This is a genomic window from Vibrio sp. D173a (assembly GCF_030248475.1).
This window is the reverse complement of record NZ_JAHGAH010000099.1, coordinates 1-21,591: the sequence shown is the minus strand read 5'-3', so window position 1 is coordinate 21,591 and position 21,591 is coordinate 1. Positions and strand designations below refer to the sequence as shown.

Genomic DNA, 21,591 nt, shown 5'->3' with positions numbered 1-21,591 from the left:
AACTGATCGGCATTAGAGCAAGATGCTCCCCTTTCGTTTGATGTTCGACTCGAGTTACTTAAGCGTCAGTAGGTAATCAACCAAGGCAAAGTATTCCTCAGTGGATTTAATACCTTGTGCTTGAACTAGGTACTTGTTGTTGACGATAACAGCAGGAACGCCAGTTAGACCGCTATTTTCAAATTGCTTGTCCATACGACGAACCATTGAATCAACCGCAAAGCCTTTGAATGCTGCATCGAATTTCTTCGCGTCTACGCCTTCATCTAGGAAGATTTGACGAAGCTCTGCGTCATCACGAGGTGCTTTACGCATGTTGTGAATGCGGTTAAACATCACTGGCACCATCTTGTCTTCAACTTTAAGTGCAACCATAGTCGCGTAGGCTTTGCTCATTGAAGGGCCCATGTTGCCGCCCATGAAAGAAACGTGGTTCTTTTGTAGCTTCGCGCCTTCAGGTAGCTGCTTCTTAAGTTGCTGGATAATTGGCTCAAACGTATTACAGTGTGGACAGTAGAAAGAGAAGAACTCAGTCACGACAGGCTTTTTCGACGCCTCTAGATCCAATACTTTGTAGTGCTCACCTTCTTTGAATTGCGCTGCATGTGCCGACAGGCTTAGCATCAGCATAGAAAACAGTGCGAACAGTTTTTTCATTTAATAATCTCCATTTTGAATTGTTCGGCCTGACTTACCATTGAGGCATTAAAGACAGTGGTGCTTCTTCTAAGCTGGCAATCTGCTCTTTAAATGCAAGGACCTGACCTTCCCAGTATTTTGGCTCATTGAACCATGGAAAAGCGAGCGGAAATGCCGGGTCATGCCAACGTTTTGCTAGCCATGCCATATAGTGCACCATTCGTAGACCGCGAAGAGGCTCGATTAGTTTCAATTCTGCCGAGTTAAAATCGCAAAACTCTTGGTAACCTTCTAAAACAATATCTAATTGCATCAGTTTGTCTTGGCGTTCGCCGTTGAGCAGCATCCATAAATCTTGGACCGCAGGGCCATTACGTGAGTCATCCAAATCGACAAACATTGGGCCATCACGCCATAAGATGTTACCTGGATGGCAATCGCCATGCAGACGAATGGTGTTGAAGCCTTCTTGCCAGTGACTTTCAATGGATTTGATTAGCATATCCAAATCATTGAAGAAGCTGTTCTCTAAATGCATCGGAATCATGTTGGCGTTTTGCAGAATCTCTCTCGGTTGATAGAGGTATTCTTGTAAGCCAATAGTTGGTCTATGTTGGAAAGCTTGTCGGCTACCTACTTTATGGATACGGCCGAGGAAACGACCTACACCTTCGAGCTGATCTAAGTTATCGACTTCGTATTGACGACCGCCGACACTTTCAAACAAAGCAAAGCCATAACCTTGATAATGATGCAGTGTTTCACCGTTGATAAGTACAGGTGGTGCGACAGGGATTTCGTTGTCGATCAGTTCAAGGGTGAAGTTGTGTTCTTCTTGAATCTGCTCATTGCTCCAGCGTTCTGGACGGTAGAACTTCACCACGTAGCGCTGGCGTTCTTCGTCTGTGAATTGGTAAACGCGGTTTTCGTAGCTGTTGAGTGCTAGAAAGCCCGATTCTGCTCGAATGCCGATGCTCTCTAGCGCGTACCACATAAAGTCAGGCGTGAGGGCATCAAAGTTGAAAGTACCTTGGGACATATAAATAAAAAGGCTCATTGCTGAGCCTTTTTCCATTAGTCATCGAAGTTATAGCTTCTTGATAAATCGGCTTTCTACTTCGATAGTGAATTCGTTACTCTTATCGGTGAGTATAAACTGAATTGTCGTGATCGCAGAGTTTAGCTTGTCAGGATCTGCGCCGAGGCTCATTGGTAAGTTCAATACTTCACCCGGTTCAACTTGAATGGTTTGTTTGCCATACCAGCTGACATCACTTAGTCCTTCTACATTTAAATCGTATTCTTGAACTTGTTGAGTTTTGTTGATGACTTTCAGTGTGTAGGTGTTTTCCACTTCGCCAGAGCTGTTCACTCGGAACAATTGGTTACGGTCACGCAGTACGCTCATGCCTGCTGGATCAACCGATGCGACTTGGAGGAAGAACAGGCCAATCATCACTAGTAGTACCGCACCATAGCCAAGCAGTTTTGGACGCATGACTTTGGTACTCTTACCTGAGAGACGATGCTCTGTGGTGTAGTTGATTAGGCCTTTCTCGTAACCCATGCGTTCCATGGTGTTGTCACATGCATCAATACATGCACCACAGTTGATACACTCATACTGCAAACCATCACGGATATCGATGCCAGTTGGGCATACTTGAACACACAAATCACAGTCGATACAGTCGCCCAAGCCAAGTTGTTTTGGATCGGCTTTGCGTGAGCGAGGGCCGCGCTTTTCACCACGTTTAGAATCGTAGCCCACGATGAAGGTGTCTTTGTCGAACATCGCCGATTGGAAGCGCGCGTAAGGACACATGTGAATACACATAATAGAACGCATCCACCCAGCGTTGCCGTAAGTACAAATGGCAAAGAACATCACCCAAAATACTGGCCAGAAGTTAGCATTAAAGGTAAAAAAGTCGATAACCAGTTGCTTCATTGGCACAAAGTAACCGACAAAGGTAAAGCCAGTTGCGAGGGCTATCGAAAACCAGGCTATGTGTTTGAGGGCTTTACGCATCGCTAAGTTAGCGGTTAGCTTGTTGGAATCCTGTTTACGACGCTTATTGGCACTGCCTTCTAGTTTTTCCTCAAACCATATATACATAAAGGTCCACACGGTTTGCGGACACAGATAGCCACACCAAACCCGGCCTAAGAAGGTAGTGATGAAGAACAGTCCAAACGCGGCTATCACAAATAGCAGAGCGAGTAGGGTGAGGTCTTGTGGGTACAGCGTGGTGCCGAAAAAGTTGAACTGCTGGTTACCGATGTCCAGCAAAATGGCTTGGCGCTCGCCGTAAGGAATCCAAGGAATCAGGGCAAAAAACAGCAACAAAAACCAACCGCCATAGCGACGCAGTTTTTGGAACGTACCTTTGCTTTCGCGAACATAGATTCGATTGCTTGGGTTGAAACGATCCCCGTTGCCTTTGTGGGTCTTGGGGTTAAAGGTCTTTGGAGTCACATCTTTGATATCAATCTTATCCTGACTCATGCACTCATCCTTCTTTAGGCTTTCTTATAATGTACGGCGGCACTTCTAATGATGTCGCTCGATGACATTGCTGTTTGGTCCAAACCACGACACATGGTTGAACATAATTATTTTAGTAAATACTGATGAACGGCGATTATACAATCAATAACAATTCCGTTTCTTTAACGCAGTCAATGTTTAACAACAAAAGTCAGTACAGTTAACCAGATAAATGACTGAACAGTTATAACTGCCGTTTGAACTGTTTGATTTAGTTATAAAAAAGCGACTCAAATGAGTCGCTTATCAATGCTAGGTTTTGCGCGGTTTACTTGATGATACCGCGCGCGCGTAGAATCGCGGTCTTAAAGTCGTCTTCTTGGTCTTTCTTTAGACCCGGGATCATTTCGTCTTTACCGCTGTTGCGCATTTTTAGGTGGTAGATCAGCACGTCATCGGTCAGATCTTCCAATTTACCTTCATAACCTGCTTCGTTCGCCAGCTTCATGATGAATTGTAGCAAGTTCATTTCTTGGTCTTTGTGCCACTCAGGCTCTAGTAGCTCAAGCAGCTCTTCAATACGATGACACTTCATTTCTTTCTCCACATAATTTATAGGTGTTATTTGCTACTAAAGGTATCAAATTGCTCGGCGAACACCAAATAGGAAAAGGGTAGAGAGAAAAGAAAAAAGCGCGGTGGTTGCCGCGCTTTTTAATTAAGCTGCTTTGATAACTTTGTTTGGAACACTTGGCATAATCGCTGTTTTCTCAACCAGAGTCATTGCTGGCGCAACTTGTTTTGCCTTTGGCGCAGCAGTGAAACCACTGCGACGGCGCATTGCACTACGATTTGTATGTGCGAACCTGACTGTTGTTGGGCGCATTTAGATACCTAACTGCCAGGCATATCCATTGCCGATGTAATGGCCTGAGTCACTATGAGTTGAGCTTCAACTGCTTGAAGGGTGGCTCTTCTGGCTTTCGCCAATCCAAATAATGAATCAGGAATAACGATATGCATGCATATCATGTATAGGTTAGCATTCCTGCCATAATTGGTCGATAGTTGAGCAGTTGAATTGTATGGATTTTATGGTTTTTAGTGCGAAATCGAGACGAATTTTGTTTTGATCCGGTGATCAGCAGTAGTAGTATGAGATTTCTACAAAGGAGGTGCATATGTCATTTTTGAAGAAGACACTTGCGAGTTTTGGGATTGGCAGTGCGAAGGTTGACTCGATCCTGAACCAAGACGTGCTGTATCCCGGTCAAAGCGTGGATGTTTCAATCCATGTTTATGGCGGCGCAACGGAACAAGCGATCGATAACATCGATCTTAAGCTTTGCTGTCGTTACATCGCAGAAGCACCAGATGATCGTGGGGCGCGAGAAGGACACAGTATGCGTCGTGTACCGCAAACACATGTGCTGGTCAAGTGGAACCTCCCATACGCATTTACCATCCATCCTGGCGAAGATCGCACCTTTGAGGTCAAACTCGATGTGCCTTGGAACACCCCTGTCACCATCGGTGATGCCAAAGTTTGGTTAGAGACCGGCTTAGACGTTGCAATGGCGCTCGACCCAACTGACAAAGACATTCTTACCGTTAGACCCGATCCACTCATGGATGCCGTTTTGTCTGCTTTTGAATCACAAGGTTTACGCATTCGCCAAGTAGAGTGCGAAGAAGTCAAAGGCTTCGATCTACCATTTGTGCAAGAGTTTGAAATGGTGCCAACCGATGGCCCATATCATGGTGTATGGCGAGAGCTGGAATTTGTTGCTCATCGTGACGAGCAAAATCTTAAACTGTGGTTTGAAGTAGACCGTACTCGTACTGGTGCAAGTGGCATGCTGGCAAGTTTATTGGGAAGCGGAAAACTCAAACGTGAACTGAGCATTCCGGTAAACACCAAACTGGACGAAGTTGGCTCGCTGATCCTCAATTACCTCGAACAAACCACGGCTGCCCACGAGTCTTAATTTAAGCTTACACGTGTACGCTTAATGTGCCATACTAGGGTTAATATTCAAAACTCTAGTATAGGCGCGTTCATGTCCTCACCACAGAAAGCACAATACAGTCAGGGCGAAGAGCTAGCCAACTCCATTACTCATGGTATTGGAATGATCTTCGGTATTGTTGGTTTGGTTCTGCTTCTTATCAAAGCCGTCGATCATCAAGCAGACACACTGACCATTACCAGTATGGCGATCTATGGTTCTAGCATGATTGTGCTATTTCTGGCATCCACCCTCTACCATGCTATCCCATACCCTAAAGCCAAGCGTTGGCTGAAAACCTTCGACCACTGCGCCATCTATCTTTTGATTGCGGGTAGCTACACACCATTCTTGTTAGTAAGTCTGCGCACACCGTTGGCGATTGGGTTGATGATTGTGATTTGGACCATCGCGCTGATCGGCATCATCATGAAAGTCGCGTTTGTCTATCGATTCAAAAAACTATCTTTGATGACGTATCTGGTGATGGGCTGGTTATCATTGATTGTGATTTACCAACTGGCGATAAATCTGGATATTGGTGGTTTGACGCTTTTAGCCGTGGGTGGGTTGGTGTATTCGATTGGGGTGATTTTCTACGTTGCCAAGCGAATCCCATTTAATCACGCAATTTGGCACGGCTTTGTGTTGGCGGGTTGTGTGTGTCACTTCTTCGCGATTTATTACTTTGTCGAGCCTATCTAGCTGATAGAGATAAACCCGACAAAGCATGTCTTGTCGTATTAGCGTGTTTTGACTTCTAATACCTCTGCTGAGAACTGGTATTGCTGCGATTGTGGCACTGCCAGTTTGATCGCTTTACCTTGCTCGGCTTGTTGTGGGCGAAGGTAGGTATCTGCCATACGTTTGATAGATTGCCAAACCGTGACGCTTTGTTTCGCCAATGGTTTGCCAGTCATATCGAATACCTGTACTTCCACTTCTACCTGAATCACTGATTGTGAGCTTTGGTTAGTGATAGAAGTAGGGAACATCAGTTCACCATTTTCGTAGCTTGCCGAGCCAATCAATACATCCACACCTGAATCAGACAGCTGCATGGTTGGCTTCTTCGCGTTTACAACAACGGTGGTACCGACTTTCTTGTTCACAACCGGAATCGTCGCAATCTCTGTTGTAGGGGTTGGTGTTGCCACGGCTTCAACGGCGGTAGTTGAGGCTACGACAGCCGCCGCTTCTACTGCTTCAACTTTTTCTAGCGTGGTCTCTGTGGCTTTTGGCGTGTCCTTTTTCACGACATATTCCCACGTTAAGTCGTCGTTCAGTTTTACTTCGCGTCCATCCGCCAGTTTCACAACTTCGGCTGCGTATACCGATGAAGAGGCGAGTAGGGTCGCCAGAGTGATCCATATTTTCATTGTTATACCTTTTATTTGAGTCTGTTTAACGGCGCCAAAACGCAGGGAAGAACAGTACAAGAATGGTCAGAATTTCCAAACGGCCCATTAACATACCAAAGCTTAGCAGCCACTTAGCAGCGTCTGGTAAAGGCGCAAAGTTACCTGTTGGGCCAATCACGCTGCCCATGCCCGGACCTACGTTCGCTACCGCGGTAATCGAACCAGAAATACTGGTCACAGGGTCTAGGCCAAGTGCACTTAAGCAGCCTGCAATAAAGATGATGGTGATAAAGAACATCAAACCAAATGCCACTACTGAGCGAACAATATCGTCATTTACTGGGCGTTGGTTGTAGCGCTGAACGAACACGCCTGATGGGTGAATCAGCTTCATGATTTGCTTGTTAAGCAGCGTCATCGCGATCTGGAAACGGAAGATTTTTATCCCGCCAGAGGTCGAGCCTGAACACGCGCCCGCCATCATTAAGAAGGCAAACAGTGTGGTTGGCAAAGCGCCCCATGCGGTGAAGTCTTCTAGACCAAAGCCCGTTGTGGTGACGACCGACACGATGTTGAACATTGAAACGCGCAAAGCATCCAAAATGGTGTAACCATCGCGGAGCACCAGCCAAGCTGATATCACTAAGCTAGAGAACAAGAATAAGTAGGTAAAGCCACGAACTTGGGCGTCTCTAATTAACACCTCGAGGCTGCGTTTACGTAATGCTGCGACAAACAGTAGGAATGGCAGACCACCAAGGAACATAAAAGTAGTAGCAACCCAATGTGCACCATTGGAGAAATGGTTCATCGAACCATCTGACGTTGAGTAACCGCCTGTTGAGAGGGTTGTGAAGGCGTGGTTGATCGCTTCAAAAAGGTTCATGCCAGTCAGCAAATAGCCGATGATACACAAGCCTGTCAGCATCAAGTACACCAATACGATGTTCTTCGCAACGGTTTTGGCTCTAGGGCTGCTTTTGTCTGACCAATCGGAGGATTCGGTTTGGAACAGCTTCATACCACCAACGTTAAGCATCGGTAGGATAGCTACTGCCATTACGATAAAGCCAATACCACCCAACCATTGCAAAATAGAGCGCCACAATAAGATGCTTGGCGCCATATTATCTAAGCCACTTAACACGGTCGAACCCGTAGTAGTGATACCTGACATGGTTTCGAAGTAGGCGTCGGTAAAGCTAATGTGGTTGATAAACACAAACGGCAATGCAGCAAACGCACTGGCGATGGTCCATACCAAGCTGGTGATGAGGAACATATCACGCACGCTGAGTTTGAATTTGGCGGTTCGACCAATCGTCAAACAGATGAATGCGGCAAGGTGGGTGATTACTACGGCTTGGGCGAAATCGAGGAATCCGCCCGTACCGGTGAAAAATGCGACCAAAGTCGGCACGTACATAAAAAGGGCCAGTTTGGATAGAACCAGCCCGATAACAAACAGTACGGGACGTAAGTTGACCATAGGAAAATCCTAGAGGAAGAATGGGCTAGGCTGGAACAGCGCTTCGACGTCTGGTACGTACTTTTTGTCGACCAGGAACATCACGACGTGGTCATCTTGCTCGATGACGGTACGATCGTGTGCTATAAGTACTTCTTCGCCACGAACGATGGCACCAATGGTGGTTCCTGGTGGGAGTTTAATGTCGCCAATTGCGCGACCGACCACTTTAGATGTGGTCTCGTCACCGTGCGCAACGGCTTCGATGGCTTCTGCTGCGCCACGACGCAGAGAAGAAACGTTAACGATGTCAGCACGACGAACGTGCGTGAGTAGGGCAGAAATCGTCGCTTGCTGTGGGGAGATCGCCACATCAATCACGCCGCCTTGTACAAGGTCGACATAAGCGCCGCGTTGGATCAGCACCATCACCTTCTTTGCGCCCATGCGTTTTGCCAACATCGCTGACATGATGTTGGTTTCATCTTCGTTAGTCAGCGCAATGAACACATCTACTTGGTCGATGTTTTCTTCAGTAAGCAGTTCTTGGTCTGCCGCATCACCACAGAAAACGATGGTGTTTTCTAGTTGCTCAGACAGCTTCTCTGCACGCTGATAGTTACGCTCAATCAGTTTAACACTGTAAGTTTGCTCAAGGCGTTTGGCTAAACTCGCACCGATGTTACCACCGCCAACAATCATGATGCGGCGGTAAGGCTTCTCAAGTCGCTGAAGCTCACTCATTACCGAGCGAATGTGGTTACTTGCAGCAACGAAGAACACCTCATCATCAGCTTCAATGATGGTAGTGCCTTGCGGGCGAATAGGACGTCCCTGACGGAAAATCGCAGCAACACGAGTATCGATGTGTGGCATGTGCTCACGCAGAGCAGACAGAGCGTTGCCCACAAGCGGACCACCGTAATAGGCTTTAACGGCTACTAGGCTGACTTTTTGCTCGGCAAAGCTTACTACTTGCAGCGCGCCTGGGTATTGAATGAGGCGCTCGATGTAGCTGGTTACCAACTCTTCTGGTGCGATAAGGTGATCGACAGGAATAGCACCAGACTTAAATAGGGCTTCTTTTTCTGCCAGATATTCTGGAGAACGAATACGTGCAACACGGTTGGGGGTATTGAACAGAGTGAACGCAACCTGACAGGCTGCCATGTTGGTCTCGTCGGTGTTGGTTACTGCGACAAGCATATCAGCGTCTTGCGCTCCTGCTTCATGCAGAACGTCTGGGTGGCTTGCGTGACCGTTGACCACTCGTAGGTCGTACTTGTCTTGCAACTCACGCAGTCGGTCGCCATTTTTGTCGACGATGGTGATGTCGTTATTCTCACCAACTAGGTTTTCCGCCAGTGTGCCGCCAACCTGACCAGCACCAAGAATAATGATTTTCATACTCTTTACTCGTTATCTGAAAAAGGCGATTGAATTCACTTCAATCGCCCTATTTAGCATGCTGTTACGCGTGTTTTTTTGTTAGCACTGCGTAGTAGAAACCATCCATATCTTCTTCACCTGGCAGAATCTGACGACCAGGTTGCTTTGGATCGGAGTCCACTAATTGCGCGTTTGCAGTGCGCGCTAAGAACGCTTTTACTTGTTCCACGTTTTCTTGTGGTGTGATTGAACAAGTTGCGTAAACCATGGTGCCGCCAGGTTTCAGTTGCGTCCACATTGCATCAAAAATTTCGCTCTGTAGTTCCGCAAGTGCGGCAATATCATCAGCACGACGTAGCCATTTGATGTCTGGGTGACGACGAATTACGCCCGTTGCAGAACATGGTGCGTCCAGCAAAATGCGATCAAATTGTTCGCCTTGCCACCATTCTTGAGGATGACGTGCATCGCCGCAAACCACTTTTGCCTGAAGGTTGAGACGTTTCAGGTTTTCGTGCACACGTTTAAGACGTGTGTCGTCGCAGTCAATGGCAACCACTTCGCTGCCAGACGTACGCTCAAGAATGTGTGCCGTCTTACCACCAGGTGCTGCACAGCAGTCTAGGATCAGCTCGCCATCTTTTGGTTCAAGATAGTTAATCGACAGCTGCGCTGCCGCATCTTGCACCGATACCCAACCTTTTTCAAAGCCCGGCAGTTTCATCACATCGCATGGCGCCGCCAATTTTAGGGCGTCCATTGCTTGTGTGTGTGGCGTGCTATCAATGTTTTCATTTTTGAGTAGCGCAAGGTATTCATCACGAGTGTGGTGCTGGTGGTTTACACGCAACCACATTGGCGCTTTCTGGTTGTTGGCTTCAACAATGCTTTCCCACTGCTCTGGGTAAGCTTCTTGCAGCAGCTTTAGTAACCAGCTTGGGTGGCCATACTTGCCCGCATTGTTGCTGACCGCCATTTGGTCTAGTTCTTCTTGGTTGCGCTGGTAGTTACGCAATACAGCGTTGATAAGACCACGCAAGCGAGGGCCTTTCAGCTCTTTCGTGCCTTCAACCGTTTCACCGACTGCAGCGTGCGCAGGAATACGCATGAAGCTTAGCTGATAAATACCAACCAAAATCAGGTGATGGAAAACGCGTTGTTTGCCTTTTAACGGCTTATCCATCAACTGGTTTGCAATCATTTCTAGGCGAGGGAGGTAACGTAGAGCGCCGTAACAGATCTCTTGCAGAAGAGCGTGGTCACGTGGTCGTACGTTTTGTTGAGCCGCTGGAAGAGCGCTTGAAAGTGAGTGGCCCTTGTCGACGACAAGATACAAGACGTTGGCAGCCGCAGCGCGAACATTCATGATGAGTACCTTAAAGTAAAGGAGGGCATCTCTGCCCTCTAAAAGTTCGTATTATTGGTGTTTGACACTATGGTTGGTTTTTTAAACCAGTTGAGTGCCAACTTCAAACCAAGATGCACGTGAGTTCAGAATATCTTGAACTGACATGGCTTTTTTACCCGGAACCTGCAGTTGTTCCAGTACCAATACGCCGTTGCCTGTCACAACATAGATACCGGTCTTATCTGCTTGCAAGATGGTGCCCGCAGGTTTGTCGCTGGTTTGCTCTTCAACACGGCTTTGCCATACCTTGATGCTGTTTTCAGCGGCTTCAAAGTGGCTCATTGGCCATGGGTTGAATGCGCGAACACAGCGTTCAATATGTGCCGCGTCGTCATTCCAATCGATACGTGCTTCTTCTTTGCTCAGCTTCTTCGCGTAGTTTGCTAGCTCGTCATCTTGCTTCACTGGCTTTGCTTTGCCAGCGGCGATATCTGCTAGACAGTCGATCAGTGCATCTGGGCCTAAGCCAGCCAGTTTCTCGTACATCGACGCACTGGTGTCACTTGCTTCAATCGGCACTGTCGCGATTTTTAGCATGTCACCCGTGTCCAGACCGATATCCATCTGCATGATGGTTACGCCAGTTTCTGCATCACCTGCCCAAATTGAACGTTGGATAGGGGCCGCGCCGCGCCAGCGAGGAAGAATCGAACCGTGTACGTTGATACAACCTAGTTTAGGTGTGTCTAGTACAACTTGTGGAAGTAATAAGCCGTAAGCAACAACTACCATGATGTCGGCGTTCAGATCGGCAAGCTCTTGCTTTGCTTCGTCTGATTTGAAGTTTTCTGGTTGATATACCGGAATGTCGTGCTCAAGCGCGATGGTTTTTACTGGGCTTGCAGTAAGCTTCTTACCACGACCTGCTGGGCGGTCTGGTTGAGTGTAAACCGCAATTACTTCGTGCTCCGAAGACAACAACGCCGCCAAGTGACGGGCGGCGAAATCCGGAGTACCTGCAAAGACAATACGTAAAGACTGACTCAAGGTAGGCTTCCTTCTAATTAAATTGTATCGAGATTAAGCGTTTTGCTGTTTCTCGTTAAAGCGTTTGATTTTCGCTAGCTTGTCTTGAATACGCTTACGCTTCAGTGGCGATAGGTAATCCACGAACAGTTTGCCCATTAGGTGGTCTAGTTCGTGTTGAACACAGATTGCTAGCAGATCGTCGGCTTCAAAGGTGTATTCTTTGCCATCGCGATCTAGCGCTTTAACCGTAACTTCAGCAGCGCGAGGCACAAGTGCACGCGCACCTGGTACCGATAGACAGCCTTCTTCGATGCCATCTTCGCCACGCTTTTCTAGAATCTCAGGGTTGATAAGCACCATAGGCTCATCACGAGTTTCAGAAATATCAATCACTACGATACGTTTGTGGATATCAACCTGCGTTGCAGCCAGGCCAATACCTTCTTCGTCGTACATGGTTTCAATCATTTCATCGACGATTTTTTGAATCTCAGGTGTCACCTCTTCTACAGGTTTTGCAACGGTACGCAGGCGATCATCTGGGAATGTTAATACTTGTAATACAGACATATTCACTCGAAATATTGAACTGTGCCGTAACAGCACAAACCTTGTTGGCTCAATTCTAGACATTTTATGACCTAAATGACAGCATCCTGATACCAATTTCCATTCTGGTAACTGCCTAATAGACCAAGGACGAGGGTCATGAATCGAATTTTCCGCAACGTTTCTCGTATTACGTTGCCGTTACTTTTCTCTTTCAGTGCCGTAGCAAACACGGATTCCCAACCACTTACCGTTAAAGATGATGCACCCAAAACTTACGTTGTGGTTAAAGGTGACACGTTGTGGGATATTTCGGCGATGTATCTGGATAGCCCTTGGTTGTGGCCTCGTCTATGGCAGGTAAACCCAGAAATTGATAACCCACATCTGATTTACCCTGGCGATAAGTTGTCGTTAGTGTGGATTAATGGCCAGCCAGTTTTAAGCTTAAAACCAGTCAAAAAGCTCAGCCCAAAAGCCCGTATCACGGAAAAGAAAGCGGTACCGACTGTGGCGGAAGGGTTGGTGATGCCATATCTGAAGTCTGATCGTTTAGTTGATGATGAGACACTAGATAATGCAGCGAAAGTGATGGGTAGCAGCAAAGGCAATAAGTTCCTTACTGCAGAAGACACGCTGTACATCAGTGGTGAGCAAACTTCGACTGGATGGGCCATCTACCGACCGGTGGAGACCTTTTCACGCGAGGATGTATCACAAAAAATTACGGCTCTGCGTTTGATTGCGAAAGGGGAGCTTGTTGAAGCATCCAGTGAGTTTTCTGGTTTGAAGATCACCACGCAGCTGCAAGAGATTATCCGTAATGATATTGCTTTGCCGGTACAAGCGTTAGATAGCGGCGACTTCACGGCAACGTTCTATCCTCTTCCATCCCCACAAGGCGCCTCTGCCAAACTATTGGGTAACATTGAAGGTATTCGTTATAGCTCGACCAACCAAGTGGTGGTGATTGATAAAGGTATATCGGATGAACTTCGCCAAGGCAGCGTGTTTGATTTAAAAGAGGATGCCCATCCAGTATTCAAGAATGGGGACGACTTTGCTAAAGATAACGGTGTACTCGATACTGAGATTACTTTGCCACAAAGCAAAGTAGGTGAGTTGCTTGTCATTCGTCCTTATGAATACTTTAGCCTCGCGCTGATTACTAATAGCACCAAGCCAATTAATAAAGAGGTGTCTGTGGTTTCTCCTCTGGCTGAGGAATCAACCACCAATGACACCACAAAATGATATTGATCTCGCTGCCTGGTTAAAGCTTAGTTGTTTACCGGGCATCGGTGGGGTCAAGATGAATAAGCTGCTCAGTAAAGATACGCCGAGCAATATTGTCCAATATTCCACGGAGCAGCTTCAGCTTTTAGGCTTAACGGCAAAACAGTTGCAAGCATGGTCGCAGGTCGATAAAGAAGTCGATGCTTGTCTGACTTGGGTTGCAGCATCTTCTCATCATCATATTCTTACTTTGGCGGATGCTTTGTATCCGCCACTTCTCAAACAAACCGTCGCACCGCCTCCTTTACTCTTTGTAAAAGGAGAGGCGAGCTGTTTGTCTCAACCTCAAATAGCTATGGTTGGCAGCCGTAATGCCAGTGTGGATGGGCTACAACACGCAAGAACTTTTGCATCTGACTTGGTGCAACACGATCTGATCGTCACTAGTGGCTTAGCATTGGGTATTGATGGCCATGCTCATGATGGTGCGCTGTTAGCTGGAGGTAAAACCATCGCAGTGCTGGGCTCGGGATTAGAACAAGTGTACCCAGCAAGACACCGCGGCTTGGCACAGCGAGTGGCTGAAAATGGAGCGCTTGTTTCAGAGTTTCGTCCAGATGCTAAGCCTCGTGCAGAAAACTTTCCACGTCGTAATCGAATCATCAGTGGTTTGTCACTGGGTGTTTTGGTGGTGGAAGCGGCTGAAAAAAGTGGCTCCTTGATTACGGCGCGTTATGCTTTAGAACAAGGTCGAGAAGTTTTCGCTCTGCCAGCTTCGATTAATGCACCCAACGCAAGTGGCGGTAATCAATTGATTCAGAACGGGGCATGTCTCGTACAAAATACTCAAGAGGTGCTGAATGAAATACAGTCTTTGCTCGACTGGTCTATTAATCAGAGCTTAGATTTATTTTCTGCGCCAATTGATGAAGAAGAATTGCCATTTCCTCAGCTGTTAGCTAACGTAGGAAATGAGGCTACACCAGTTGATATTCTTGCAAGCAGGACCAATATACCTGTCCAAGAAGTCATGATGCAGCTCTTAGAGCTTGAGCTTTCAGGGCATGTTGTTGCAGTATCCGGTGGCTATATTCGAAAGGGGAGGGGCTAGCTATGATGATGGATATACTTATGTATCTATTCGAAACCTACATCCATAGCGATGCAGAGTTACAGGTCGAACAAGACGAGTTGGAAGATGAATTGCTTCGTGCAGGCTTCCAGCAAAAAGACATCTACAAAGCCCTTGTCTGGTTAGAAGAGCTGGCGGCATTGCAACAAAGCGATGAACATTCAGCCATTTCAACCTGCATTGCATCGGCATCGACACGTATCTATACCGCATCTGAGATGCAGAGACTAGACCTCGAATGTCGTGGTTTCTTGTTGTTCTTAGAACAAATCAATGTTCTGACCACAGAAACGCGTGAGATGGTCATCGACCGTGTGATGGGGCTTGAAACCAATGAATTTGAGCTTGAGGACCTTAAATGGATCATCCTTATGGTGCTGTTTAATGTTCCGGGCAACGAAAACGCCTACACGCTGATGGAAGAGCTGCTGTACACCAAGGAACAAGGTATTCTTCATTAATATCTTCGCTTGAGCGGTGAGTATGAGTAGTAAAATCGATCACAACCTTTTCTCGGCACACGAGCATGAGCTTGAGCGCGAACCTTGCCCTAAATGCGGTGGGGAAGTTTCGCTTAAGCACGGTAAGCACGGCCCCTTTCTGGGTTGTAACCAATACCCAAGTTGCGATTACATTAAGCCGCTACACAGCAATGATGGTCACATCGTGAAAGAGTTGGGTGTGCCTTGTCCTGAGTGTGGCAACGAGTTGGTACTCCGCCAAGGGCGCTACGGCATGTTCGTTGGTTGTAGCCATTACCCAGCATGCCATCATATTGAGTCGATTAACCAACCTGAACCACAGCAGCAGGCAAAAGAGCAACATGCTTGCCCTGAATGTGGTAAAGGGTATTTGGTTGAGCGTAAGACCCGATTTGGTAAAACATTCTACGCGTGTGATAACTATCCGAAGTGCAAATTTGCGGTGAACTTGCCACCTGTAAGAGGCCGCTGTGAGGAATGTGGATTTACCTTGTTGGTAGAAAAGAAACTTGCCAGTGGGGTTAAACTGCAATGCGCGAGTCGTAAGTGCCAGCATACTCAATCGCAATAATCTTCAGTACGAATTAAAAAGGGTCGCATCATGCGACCCTTTTGTTATTTATTCCGATGCTTTTCTATGCTTGCCAAATTCATGTACAGCAGGGAAAGCCTGTTCATCCAGAACTTCTGCTAATGCACAAAGTTTGCGATTAAGTTCGCCTGTGTAGTCACCACATACGTTGATGTGGCCCATCTTGCGACCCGCACGTTTTTCTTTGCCGTACCAATGAATGTGACAACCATTCATCGCTAGCAATGCTTCTGGTAGTGTGTCTTCACCAAGAATATTAATCATCGAGGTTTCACGAACCAGTTTCGTGCTACCCAAAGGCATGCCACACACGGCGCGTAGGTGGTTCTCAAACTGACAAGTTTCTGCGCCCTGTTGAGTCCAGTGGCCAGAGTTGTGTACGCGTGGTGCGATTTCGTTAACCAGCAAAGTGCCGTCAACGTCAAAGAACTCCAAAGCTAACACGCCAACGTAATTCAAGTTGTTGGCAACAGCTGTGAACATCTGTTTTGCTTGCTCTTGCAACTCTGGCGCATCAATCGCAGTAGAAAGGCTCAATACACCATTGGTATGGACGTTCTCTGCCAGAGGGTACACTTCAACGCTGCCATCTTTACCGCGAGCACCAACCAGTGAAACTTCGCGGTTAAAAGGGACAAATTCCTCAGCAACAATCGCTTGAGTTGGTGTTGCCGCGATGCACTCTGCCATCTCTGTCCAAATGTTTTCGACTTGAGAAGCTTCTTTTAAGCGCCACTGGCCTTTACCATCGTAACCACCTAAGGCACTTTTCAGAACCATTGGCATTCCAACATGTTCAATTGCGCGGTCAAAGTCTTCGCGAGTTTCGATGACGTAGTATTTCGCGTTACGCACGCCAGCAGCATCAAGTAATGCCTTTTCAATGCGGCGATCCCCACCTGCTTTGATGGCTTGCGTACTTGGTAGGAACTTGCCGCTCGCCTCGCAAACATCGAGCACATCATGTGGGATATGCTCGAACTCAGCAGTAATGACGTCGACTTGTTCAATTGCATTCTCTAAGCCGCTGCCTAGTACGTGCTGAGTCAGTGGATGAACGATATTACCGCTGCCCACGTCGTAAGCTGAGATTTGAATATTCAGTGGCGCACCAGCCAGAGACATCATACGAGCCAACTGACCCGCACCAAGAACCAGTACATGCATCTGATTAATCCTCAGCAGGGTTTGGGTTCGCCAATACGGTTTCCGTTTGTTCGTTACGGAACGCTTCGACTTTTGCCATGATCGTTTCATCATGTGTACCAAGGATTTGAGCTGCTAGGATGCCAGCGTTTGCTGCGCCTGCTTCGCCAATCGCCAATGTACCAACCGCAATACCTTTTGGCATCTGTACGATAGAAAGCAGTGAGTCCATGCCTTTCAGCGCACGAGACTGCACAGGGACGCCAAGTACCGGAACGCTAGTAAACGCCGCCGCCATACCTGGTAGGTGAGCAGCACCGCCCGCACCTGCGATGATGACTTTAATGCCACGTTCTTTCGCGCTGCTTGCGTAATCAGCCAACAATTGAGGAGTACGGTGAGCTGACACCACCTTTGTTTCGTAAGACACGCCAAATTGATCCAGCATGTCCGCTGCTAGTTTCATGGTTGGCCAATCTGATTTAGAACCCATGATGATACCGACTTTCATCTCAAACTCCTTCAAGCTGCAAAATTAGGTGAGCTGATAAATTTGTGCGCATTATACGGGGATTTTTACCTCAAGCAAACGTTTGCGTGTGTTTGTAAATGCTATTGATACATTTTATAAACAAATTGCTTTAGTCTCTGAGAATGAATATTTGTACACTTAGTACAAACACAACAGAAAAGATTATCAGGAAGTATCGGTGGAGAACTTTGAACAGGTGCTAAAAGCACTACAAACAGGTGAAGTGATTGCCTACCCAACAGAGGGGGTGTTTGGTGTTGGATGTGACCCAGATAACCCGGAAGCGATTCAAAAACTGCTAGAGCTAAAACAGCGTCCAGTAGAGAAAGGTTTAATCCTTATTGCTGCGAGCTATGAGCAGCTTCTGCCTTATATTGATGAATCTCAGCTGACTCAAGAGCAATTAGATAAAGTCCATGCAACTTGGCCTGGGCCATACACGTGGATTATGCCTGCAAGTGACAAAGTTTCTCACTGGGTATCGGGACAATTTGATTCAATCGCAGTGCGTGTGACGGATCATCCTTTAGTACAAAAGATGTGTAATGCGTTCGGAAAGCCGCTAACCTCTACCAGCGCGAATCTTACTGGTCAGCCTCCTTGTATCACGACGAAAGAAGTTGAAGAGCAGTTAGGCGATAGACTTGTGGCGATCTTACGTGGTGAAACTAGTGGTCGTGACAAGCCGAGTGAAATTCGTGATGCTAAAACTTCGCAAATATTAAGACAGGGCTAACCCTGCTAGTCAGCAATCAATAGGTACTACACGTATGTCAGCAATCGATAAGCACGCCGTAAAGCAGTTCTTGATGTCCCTTCAGGATTCCATTTGTCAGCAATTAGAACAAGAAGATGGAAAGGCCGTCTTTGTCGAAGATGCCTGGCAACGTGAAAAAGGAGAGCGTCTTGGTGGCGGTGGCCGTACTCGCGTATTGCGTGATGGTCATATCTTCGAGCAAGGAGGGGTGAACTTCTCTCATGTAGAAGGTAATGAAATGCCAGCATCAGCGACGGCACATCGCCCAGAGTTAGCGGGGCGTCGTTTTGAAGCAATGGGTGTTTCTTTGGTTATTCATCCTAAAAACCCTTATGTACCGACTTCACACGCCAATGTCCGCTTCTTTATTGCAGAGAAAGATGGCGAAGATCCAATCTGGTGGTTTGGTGGTGGTTTTGACCTTACGCCTTTCTACCCATTTGAAGAAGATTGCCAATCATGGCACGACACAGCAAAACAGCTTTGTGCACCATTTGGTGACGAAGTTTACCCAGAGCACAAAGCGTGGTGTGACAAATACTTCTTCCTTCCACACCGAAATGAAACTCGTGGTGTTGGTGGGCTGTTCTTTGATGACTTAAACCATTGGGAATTCGACAAGTGTTTTGACTACATCAAAGCGGTTGGTGAGGGATACTGCCAAGCGTATCTACCGATTGTTTCTCGTCGTAAAGACATCGAGTTCGGTGAGCGCGAGCGTGAATTCCAACTTTATCGTCGTGGTCGCTACGTTGAGTTCAACCTAGTGTACGATCGCGGCACGCTATTTGGTCTGCAAAGTGGCGGTCGTACAGAGTCAATTCTTATGTCGATGCCACCACTTGCACGTTGGGAATACAGCTACGAACCACAGATTGGCTCTCCAGAAGCTGAACTTTACGAGCGATACCTAACGCCACGAGAGTGGTAAGCGTTGAATCTCCTTTTCTGTATAGATAGATAGTGATAGGGTCATCGGTAATCAGATGGCCCTGTTTTTATTATATGGGTAAGGAATAAAGGTAAGGAAATGACTCTGCAAATTGATCGTTATGCCGTGTTTGGTAACCCTATCGGACACAGCAAGTCGCCATTCATTCACACCTTGTTTGCTCGTCAAACCAATCAGTCATTGGTGTATACCGCAGAAACAGCCCCTGTTGATGGCTTTGTTGAAGCAGCAAAAGCTTTTTTCGCTGACGGTGGGAAAGGGTGTAACGTGACAGTGCCTTTTAAAGAAGATGCTTATCGATTTGCCAATCGTCTTACTGAGCGAGCAGAGCTAGCCGGTGCTGTGAACACACTGAAGAAGCTAGATGACGGAGAAATCATTGGTGACAACACCGATGGAGAAGGCTTGGTACAAGACCTACTACAGCATCAAGTCGTATTGGAAGGCGCGAGAATTCTGGTCATTGGCGCTGGTGGTGCTGCTCGTGGTGTGATTAAACCACTCCTTGATCAGAAACCTGCTTCTTTAACGATTACTAACCGTACTTTTAGTAAAGCACAACAGCTTGCAGACTTATTCGTCTCACATGGTCCTATTGTAGCGAAGGAGATGACTACAATAGAAGAAGCGTACGACGTGATTATTAACTCAACCTCTGCTTCATTAAACGGCGAGTTGCCCGCGGTCTCTTCTGCTATCTTTTCCACCAATAGCACTAGCTACGACATGATGTATGGCAAGGGGTTAACAAGCTTTAACCTGTGGGCGAAAGAACACGGAGCGGCTCATGCTTATGATGGCCTTGGAATGTTGGTCGGGCAGGCGGCTGAAAGCTTTATGTTATGGCGTGGTTTGCGTCCTGGCGCGAAGCAAATACTCAGAGAATTAAGAAAGAACCTCGAAGGTCAATAAGAGATGAATCAATCCTTTCTATTCCCAGACATGCAATCATGGGATGAAGCATCACAATCAATCAATTTCGCAGCCCAACAGGCTGGCGCATTGATTGAATGCTACGTAACCAAACAAAAGTTAGAAAAGTTGAGTGGCTTAATCATAGCTAATGAGCAAGCTGCCATTGAGGCTTTCGTTGATAATCGCTTTGATCTAGAAGAAATAGCAGAAGAGTTAATAGAAGATGAAGCCTTCAATGAAGAAGGCCACATCATCATCGACTAGCTGACTCTGCCAGACTACTTATTGATGTCTTCCACCTCATTAATGTAGTCATTTTTGTTTTGTACATAATTGTTGGCAGACTTTTGTAGGAAAGCTTGCTCTTGTTCTGATAAAGGGCGAGCTTGTTTTACTGGGCTTCCCACATATAGATAGCCGCTTTCTAACCTCTTCCCTGGTGGGACTAAACTGCCTGCACCTATCATTACGTCAGATTCTACAACCACATTATCCAAAACTATCGAACCCATACCTACTAATACGCGGTCGTGTATCTCGCAGCCATGCAACATTACTTTGTGACCAATGGTGACATCATTACCTATGATGAGAGGATAGCCGAGTGGGTTATCCGCATTCTTATGTGTCACATGAAGCACGCTGCCATCTTGAACGTTGGTACGGTCACCGATATGAATGTGGTTTACATCGCCACGAGCTGCAACCAATGGCCAGATACTAGAATCATCACCAATTCGGATATCACCGACTAAAACAGAGGTTGAGTCGACGTAGACACGCTTTCCCAACTGAGGACGTATACCTTTATAACTTCTAATTGAACTCATCTTTATTCCTTATAAAGCGCTAATAACGGTGATATTTGATAAGAAGAATAGTAAAAACTCGCCTTTTAGAATAAAAAACACTCAAACGGCAAAAAAATCAAAAAAAACGAGAAAAAGGGCTTGCCAATGTGATCGCAATCTCTATAATGCCACCTCGCTGACACGGCAACGCTTCGAAAGAAACGAGGTTAAGTTAGCAAGCCAATTAGCCAAGTGGAAACGCTTGAAAAAAGTTTGAAAAAAGTGATTGACACTAAACTTTAACTCGCTAAAATGGCCGTCCGATTTGAGCAAAGCTCAATAGGAAAGCTCTTTAACAATATAGACCTATCAATCTGTGTGGGCACTCGTTGATGATAATCCAATTAGAAACTTCGGTTTCAAATTAGGTTTCAATGATACGAAGTGACCATTGAGTCGAAAGACTCAGCACAGTCAATTCAAACATTACTTCTGCTATTTATTAGCGAAAGGAATGTTCAGTATTCATTGAGCCGAACAAAATCTTAAATTGAAGAGTTTGATCATGGCTCAGATTGAACGCTGGCGGCAGGCCTAACACATGCAAGTCGAGCGGAAACGAGTTATCTGAACCTTCGGGGAACGATAACGGCGTCGAGCGGCGGACGGGTGAGTAATGCCTAGGAAATTGCCCTGATGTGGGGGATAACCATTGGAAACGATGGCTAATACCGCATAACGCCTACGGGCCAAAGAGGGGGACCTTCGGGCCT

At 46.7% G+C, this 21,591-nt stretch carries 24 protein-coding genes and 1 rRNA gene; 11 read left to right on the top strand and 14 right to left on the bottom strand.

Translation table 11 applies throughout. From position 1 onward, the window contains the following. Positions 1-54: 54 nt before the first annotated feature. The 5 genes from KIV40_RS11280 to KIV40_RS11260 all read right to left on the bottom strand — a co-directional run bounded on the left by KIV40_RS11280 (position 55) and on the right by KIV40_RS11260 (position 4,016). Positions 55-657, bottom strand: coding sequence for a thiol:disulfide interchange protein DsbA/DsbL (locus KIV40_RS11280; RefSeq protein ID WP_005429765.1), 603 nt, complete (start codon positions 655-657; stop codon positions 55-57). Positions 658-691: 34 nt separating this feature from the next. Further along, positions 692-1,678, bottom strand: a complete 987-nt coding sequence (locus KIV40_RS11275) for a serine/threonine protein kinase (RefSeq protein WP_041853431.1) — start codon at positions 1,676-1,678, stop codon at positions 692-694. A gap of 48 nt (positions 1,679-1,726) precedes the next feature. Beyond that, a complete protein-coding gene (gene ccoG / locus KIV40_RS11270; protein WP_285349249.1) occupies positions 1,727-3,148 on the bottom strand; it encodes a cytochrome c oxidase accessory protein CcoG in 1,422 nt (473 codons plus the stop codon). Between the two features lie 310 nt (positions 3,149-3,458). Next, positions 3,459-3,725: a YihD family protein gene (locus tag KIV40_RS11265; RefSeq protein ID WP_005429763.1), complete on the bottom strand. Its 267-nt coding sequence runs from the start codon at positions 3,723-3,725 to the stop codon at positions 3,459-3,461. Positions 3,726-3,848: 123 nt separating this feature from the next. Next, positions 3,849-4,016, bottom strand: a complete 168-nt coding sequence (locus KIV40_RS11260; protein WP_005536917.1) for a hypothetical protein — start codon at positions 4,014-4,016, stop codon at positions 3,849-3,851. A gap of 295 nt (positions 4,017-4,311) precedes the next feature. Between KIV40_RS11260 and KIV40_RS11255 the strand changes: the two genes are divergently transcribed. Both KIV40_RS11255 and KIV40_RS11250 read left to right on the top strand, forming a co-directional pair. Next, entirely contained in the window at positions 4,312-5,118 is an 807-nt protein-coding gene (locus KIV40_RS11255; protein WP_285349247.1) for a sporulation protein, read from the top strand. Positions 5,119-5,190: 72 nt separating this feature from the next. Next, positions 5,191-5,844: a hemolysin III family protein gene (locus KIV40_RS11250; RefSeq protein WP_005535516.1), complete on the top strand. Its 654-nt coding sequence runs from the start codon at positions 5,191-5,193 to the stop codon at positions 5,842-5,844. 38 nt (positions 5,845-5,882) lie between these two features. On the opposite strand, the gene KIV40_RS11245 is transcribed toward KIV40_RS11250, so the two are convergent. The 6 genes from KIV40_RS11245 to def form a co-directional block, all read right to left on the bottom strand. After that, a complete protein-coding gene (locus KIV40_RS11245; RefSeq protein ID WP_285349245.1) occupies positions 5,883-6,518 on the bottom strand; it encodes a DUF3157 family protein in 636 nt (211 codons plus the stop codon). 25 nt (positions 6,519-6,543) lie between these two features. Then, entirely contained in the window at positions 6,544-7,989 is a 1,446-nt protein-coding gene (locus KIV40_RS11240) for a TrkH family potassium uptake protein (protein WP_012126638.1), read from the bottom strand. A gap of 9 nt (positions 7,990-7,998) precedes the next feature. After that, on the bottom strand, positions 7,999-9,375 hold the full coding sequence (gene trkA, locus KIV40_RS11235; protein WP_005429806.1) for a Trk system potassium transporter TrkA: 1,377 nt from the start codon (positions 9,373-9,375) through the stop codon (positions 7,999-8,001). A gap of 64 nt (positions 9,376-9,439) precedes the next feature. After that, positions 9,440-10,723, bottom strand: a complete 1,284-nt coding sequence (gene rsmB / locus KIV40_RS11230) for a 16S rRNA (cytosine(967)-C(5))-methyltransferase RsmB (RefSeq protein ID WP_005535508.1) — start codon at positions 10,721-10,723, stop codon at positions 9,440-9,442. An 81-nt stretch (positions 10,724-10,804) separates the two neighbouring features. Then, positions 10,805-11,752: a methionyl-tRNA formyltransferase gene (gene fmt / locus KIV40_RS11225; protein ID WP_285349236.1), complete on the bottom strand. Its 948-nt coding sequence runs from the start codon at positions 11,750-11,752 to the stop codon at positions 10,805-10,807. Between the two features lie 33 nt (positions 11,753-11,785). Beyond that, positions 11,786-12,304 (bottom strand): peptide deformylase, encoded by a 519-nt coding sequence (gene def / locus KIV40_RS11220; protein WP_285349234.1) that lies wholly within the window; start codon positions 12,302-12,304, stop codon positions 11,786-11,788. Positions 12,305-12,442: 138 nt separating this feature from the next. Between def and KIV40_RS11215 the strand changes: the two genes are divergently transcribed. Genes KIV40_RS11215 through KIV40_RS11200 form a run of 4 tightly spaced genes read left to right on the top strand, consistent with a single transcriptional unit; the run spans position 12,443 to position 15,704 of the window. Beyond that, the gene (locus tag KIV40_RS11215; RefSeq protein WP_285349233.1) at positions 12,443-13,537 is read left to right on the top strand and encodes a LysM peptidoglycan-binding domain-containing protein; all 1,095 of its coding nucleotides are present in this window, start codon (positions 12,443-12,445) and stop codon (positions 13,535-13,537) included. Then, entirely contained in the window at positions 13,521-14,630 is a 1,110-nt protein-coding gene (gene dprA / locus KIV40_RS11210) for a DNA-processing protein DprA (RefSeq protein WP_077262045.1), read from the top strand. Before KIV40_RS11215 ends, dprA begins: the two co-directional genes overlap by 17 nt. Before the next feature lie 2 nt (positions 14,631-14,632). Then, positions 14,633-15,112, top strand: a complete 480-nt coding sequence (locus KIV40_RS11205; RefSeq protein WP_005429833.1) for a DUF494 family protein — start codon at positions 14,633-14,635, stop codon at positions 15,110-15,112. 22 nt (positions 15,113-15,134) lie between these two features. Then, positions 15,135-15,704, top strand: coding sequence for a type I DNA topoisomerase (locus tag KIV40_RS11200; RefSeq protein ID WP_285349230.1), 570 nt, complete (start codon positions 15,135-15,137; stop codon positions 15,702-15,704). A 48-nt stretch (positions 15,705-15,752) separates the two neighbouring features. On the opposite strand, the gene KIV40_RS11195 is transcribed toward KIV40_RS11200, so the two are convergent. Continuing rightward, the gene (locus KIV40_RS11195; protein ID WP_285349228.1) at positions 15,753-16,892 is read right to left on the bottom strand and encodes a 5-(carboxyamino)imidazole ribonucleotide synthase; all 1,140 of its coding nucleotides are present in this window, start codon (positions 16,890-16,892) and stop codon (positions 15,753-15,755) included. A gap of 4 nt (positions 16,893-16,896) precedes the next feature. Next, the gene (purE, locus tag KIV40_RS11190) at positions 16,897-17,382 is read right to left on the bottom strand and encodes a 5-(carboxyamino)imidazole ribonucleotide mutase (protein ID WP_005429815.1); all 486 of its coding nucleotides are present in this window, start codon (positions 17,380-17,382) and stop codon (positions 16,897-16,899) included. Between the two features lie 199 nt (positions 17,383-17,581). On the opposite strand from purE, the gene KIV40_RS11185 reads away from it, so the two are divergent. The 4 genes from KIV40_RS11185 to KIV40_RS11170 all read left to right on the top strand — a co-directional run bounded on the left by KIV40_RS11185 (position 17,582) and on the right by KIV40_RS11170 (position 20,291). Next, a complete protein-coding gene (locus tag KIV40_RS11185; RefSeq protein WP_285349226.1) occupies positions 17,582-18,139 on the top strand; it encodes an L-threonylcarbamoyladenylate synthase in 558 nt (185 codons plus the stop codon). A gap of 34 nt (positions 18,140-18,173) precedes the next feature. Beyond that, entirely contained in the window at positions 18,174-19,091 is a 918-nt protein-coding gene (hemF, locus tag KIV40_RS11180; protein ID WP_081234528.1) for an oxygen-dependent coproporphyrinogen oxidase, read from the top strand. A gap of 99 nt (positions 19,092-19,190) precedes the next feature. Further along, on the top strand, positions 19,191-20,024 hold the full coding sequence (aroE, locus tag KIV40_RS11175) for a shikimate dehydrogenase (protein ID WP_134977850.1): 834 nt from the start codon (positions 19,191-19,193) through the stop codon (positions 20,022-20,024). A gap of 3 nt (positions 20,025-20,027) precedes the next feature. Beyond that, the gene (locus KIV40_RS11170) at positions 20,028-20,291 is read left to right on the top strand and encodes a DUF1488 domain-containing protein (protein WP_285349222.1); all 264 of its coding nucleotides are present in this window, start codon (positions 20,028-20,030) and stop codon (positions 20,289-20,291) included. Positions 20,292-20,305: 14 nt separating this feature from the next. On the opposite strand, the gene KIV40_RS11165 is transcribed toward KIV40_RS11170, so the two are convergent. Further along, complete coding sequence (locus tag KIV40_RS11165; protein ID WP_134977851.1) at positions 20,306-20,857, bottom strand: gamma carbonic anhydrase family protein; 552 nt, start codon at positions 20,855-20,857, stop codon at positions 20,306-20,308. A gap of 508 nt (positions 20,858-21,365) precedes the next feature. Between KIV40_RS11165 and KIV40_RS11160 the strand changes: the two genes are divergently transcribed. Then, positions 21,366-21,591: ribosomal RNA gene (locus KIV40_RS11160) — 16S ribosomal RNA — on the top strand; the annotation flags it as partial.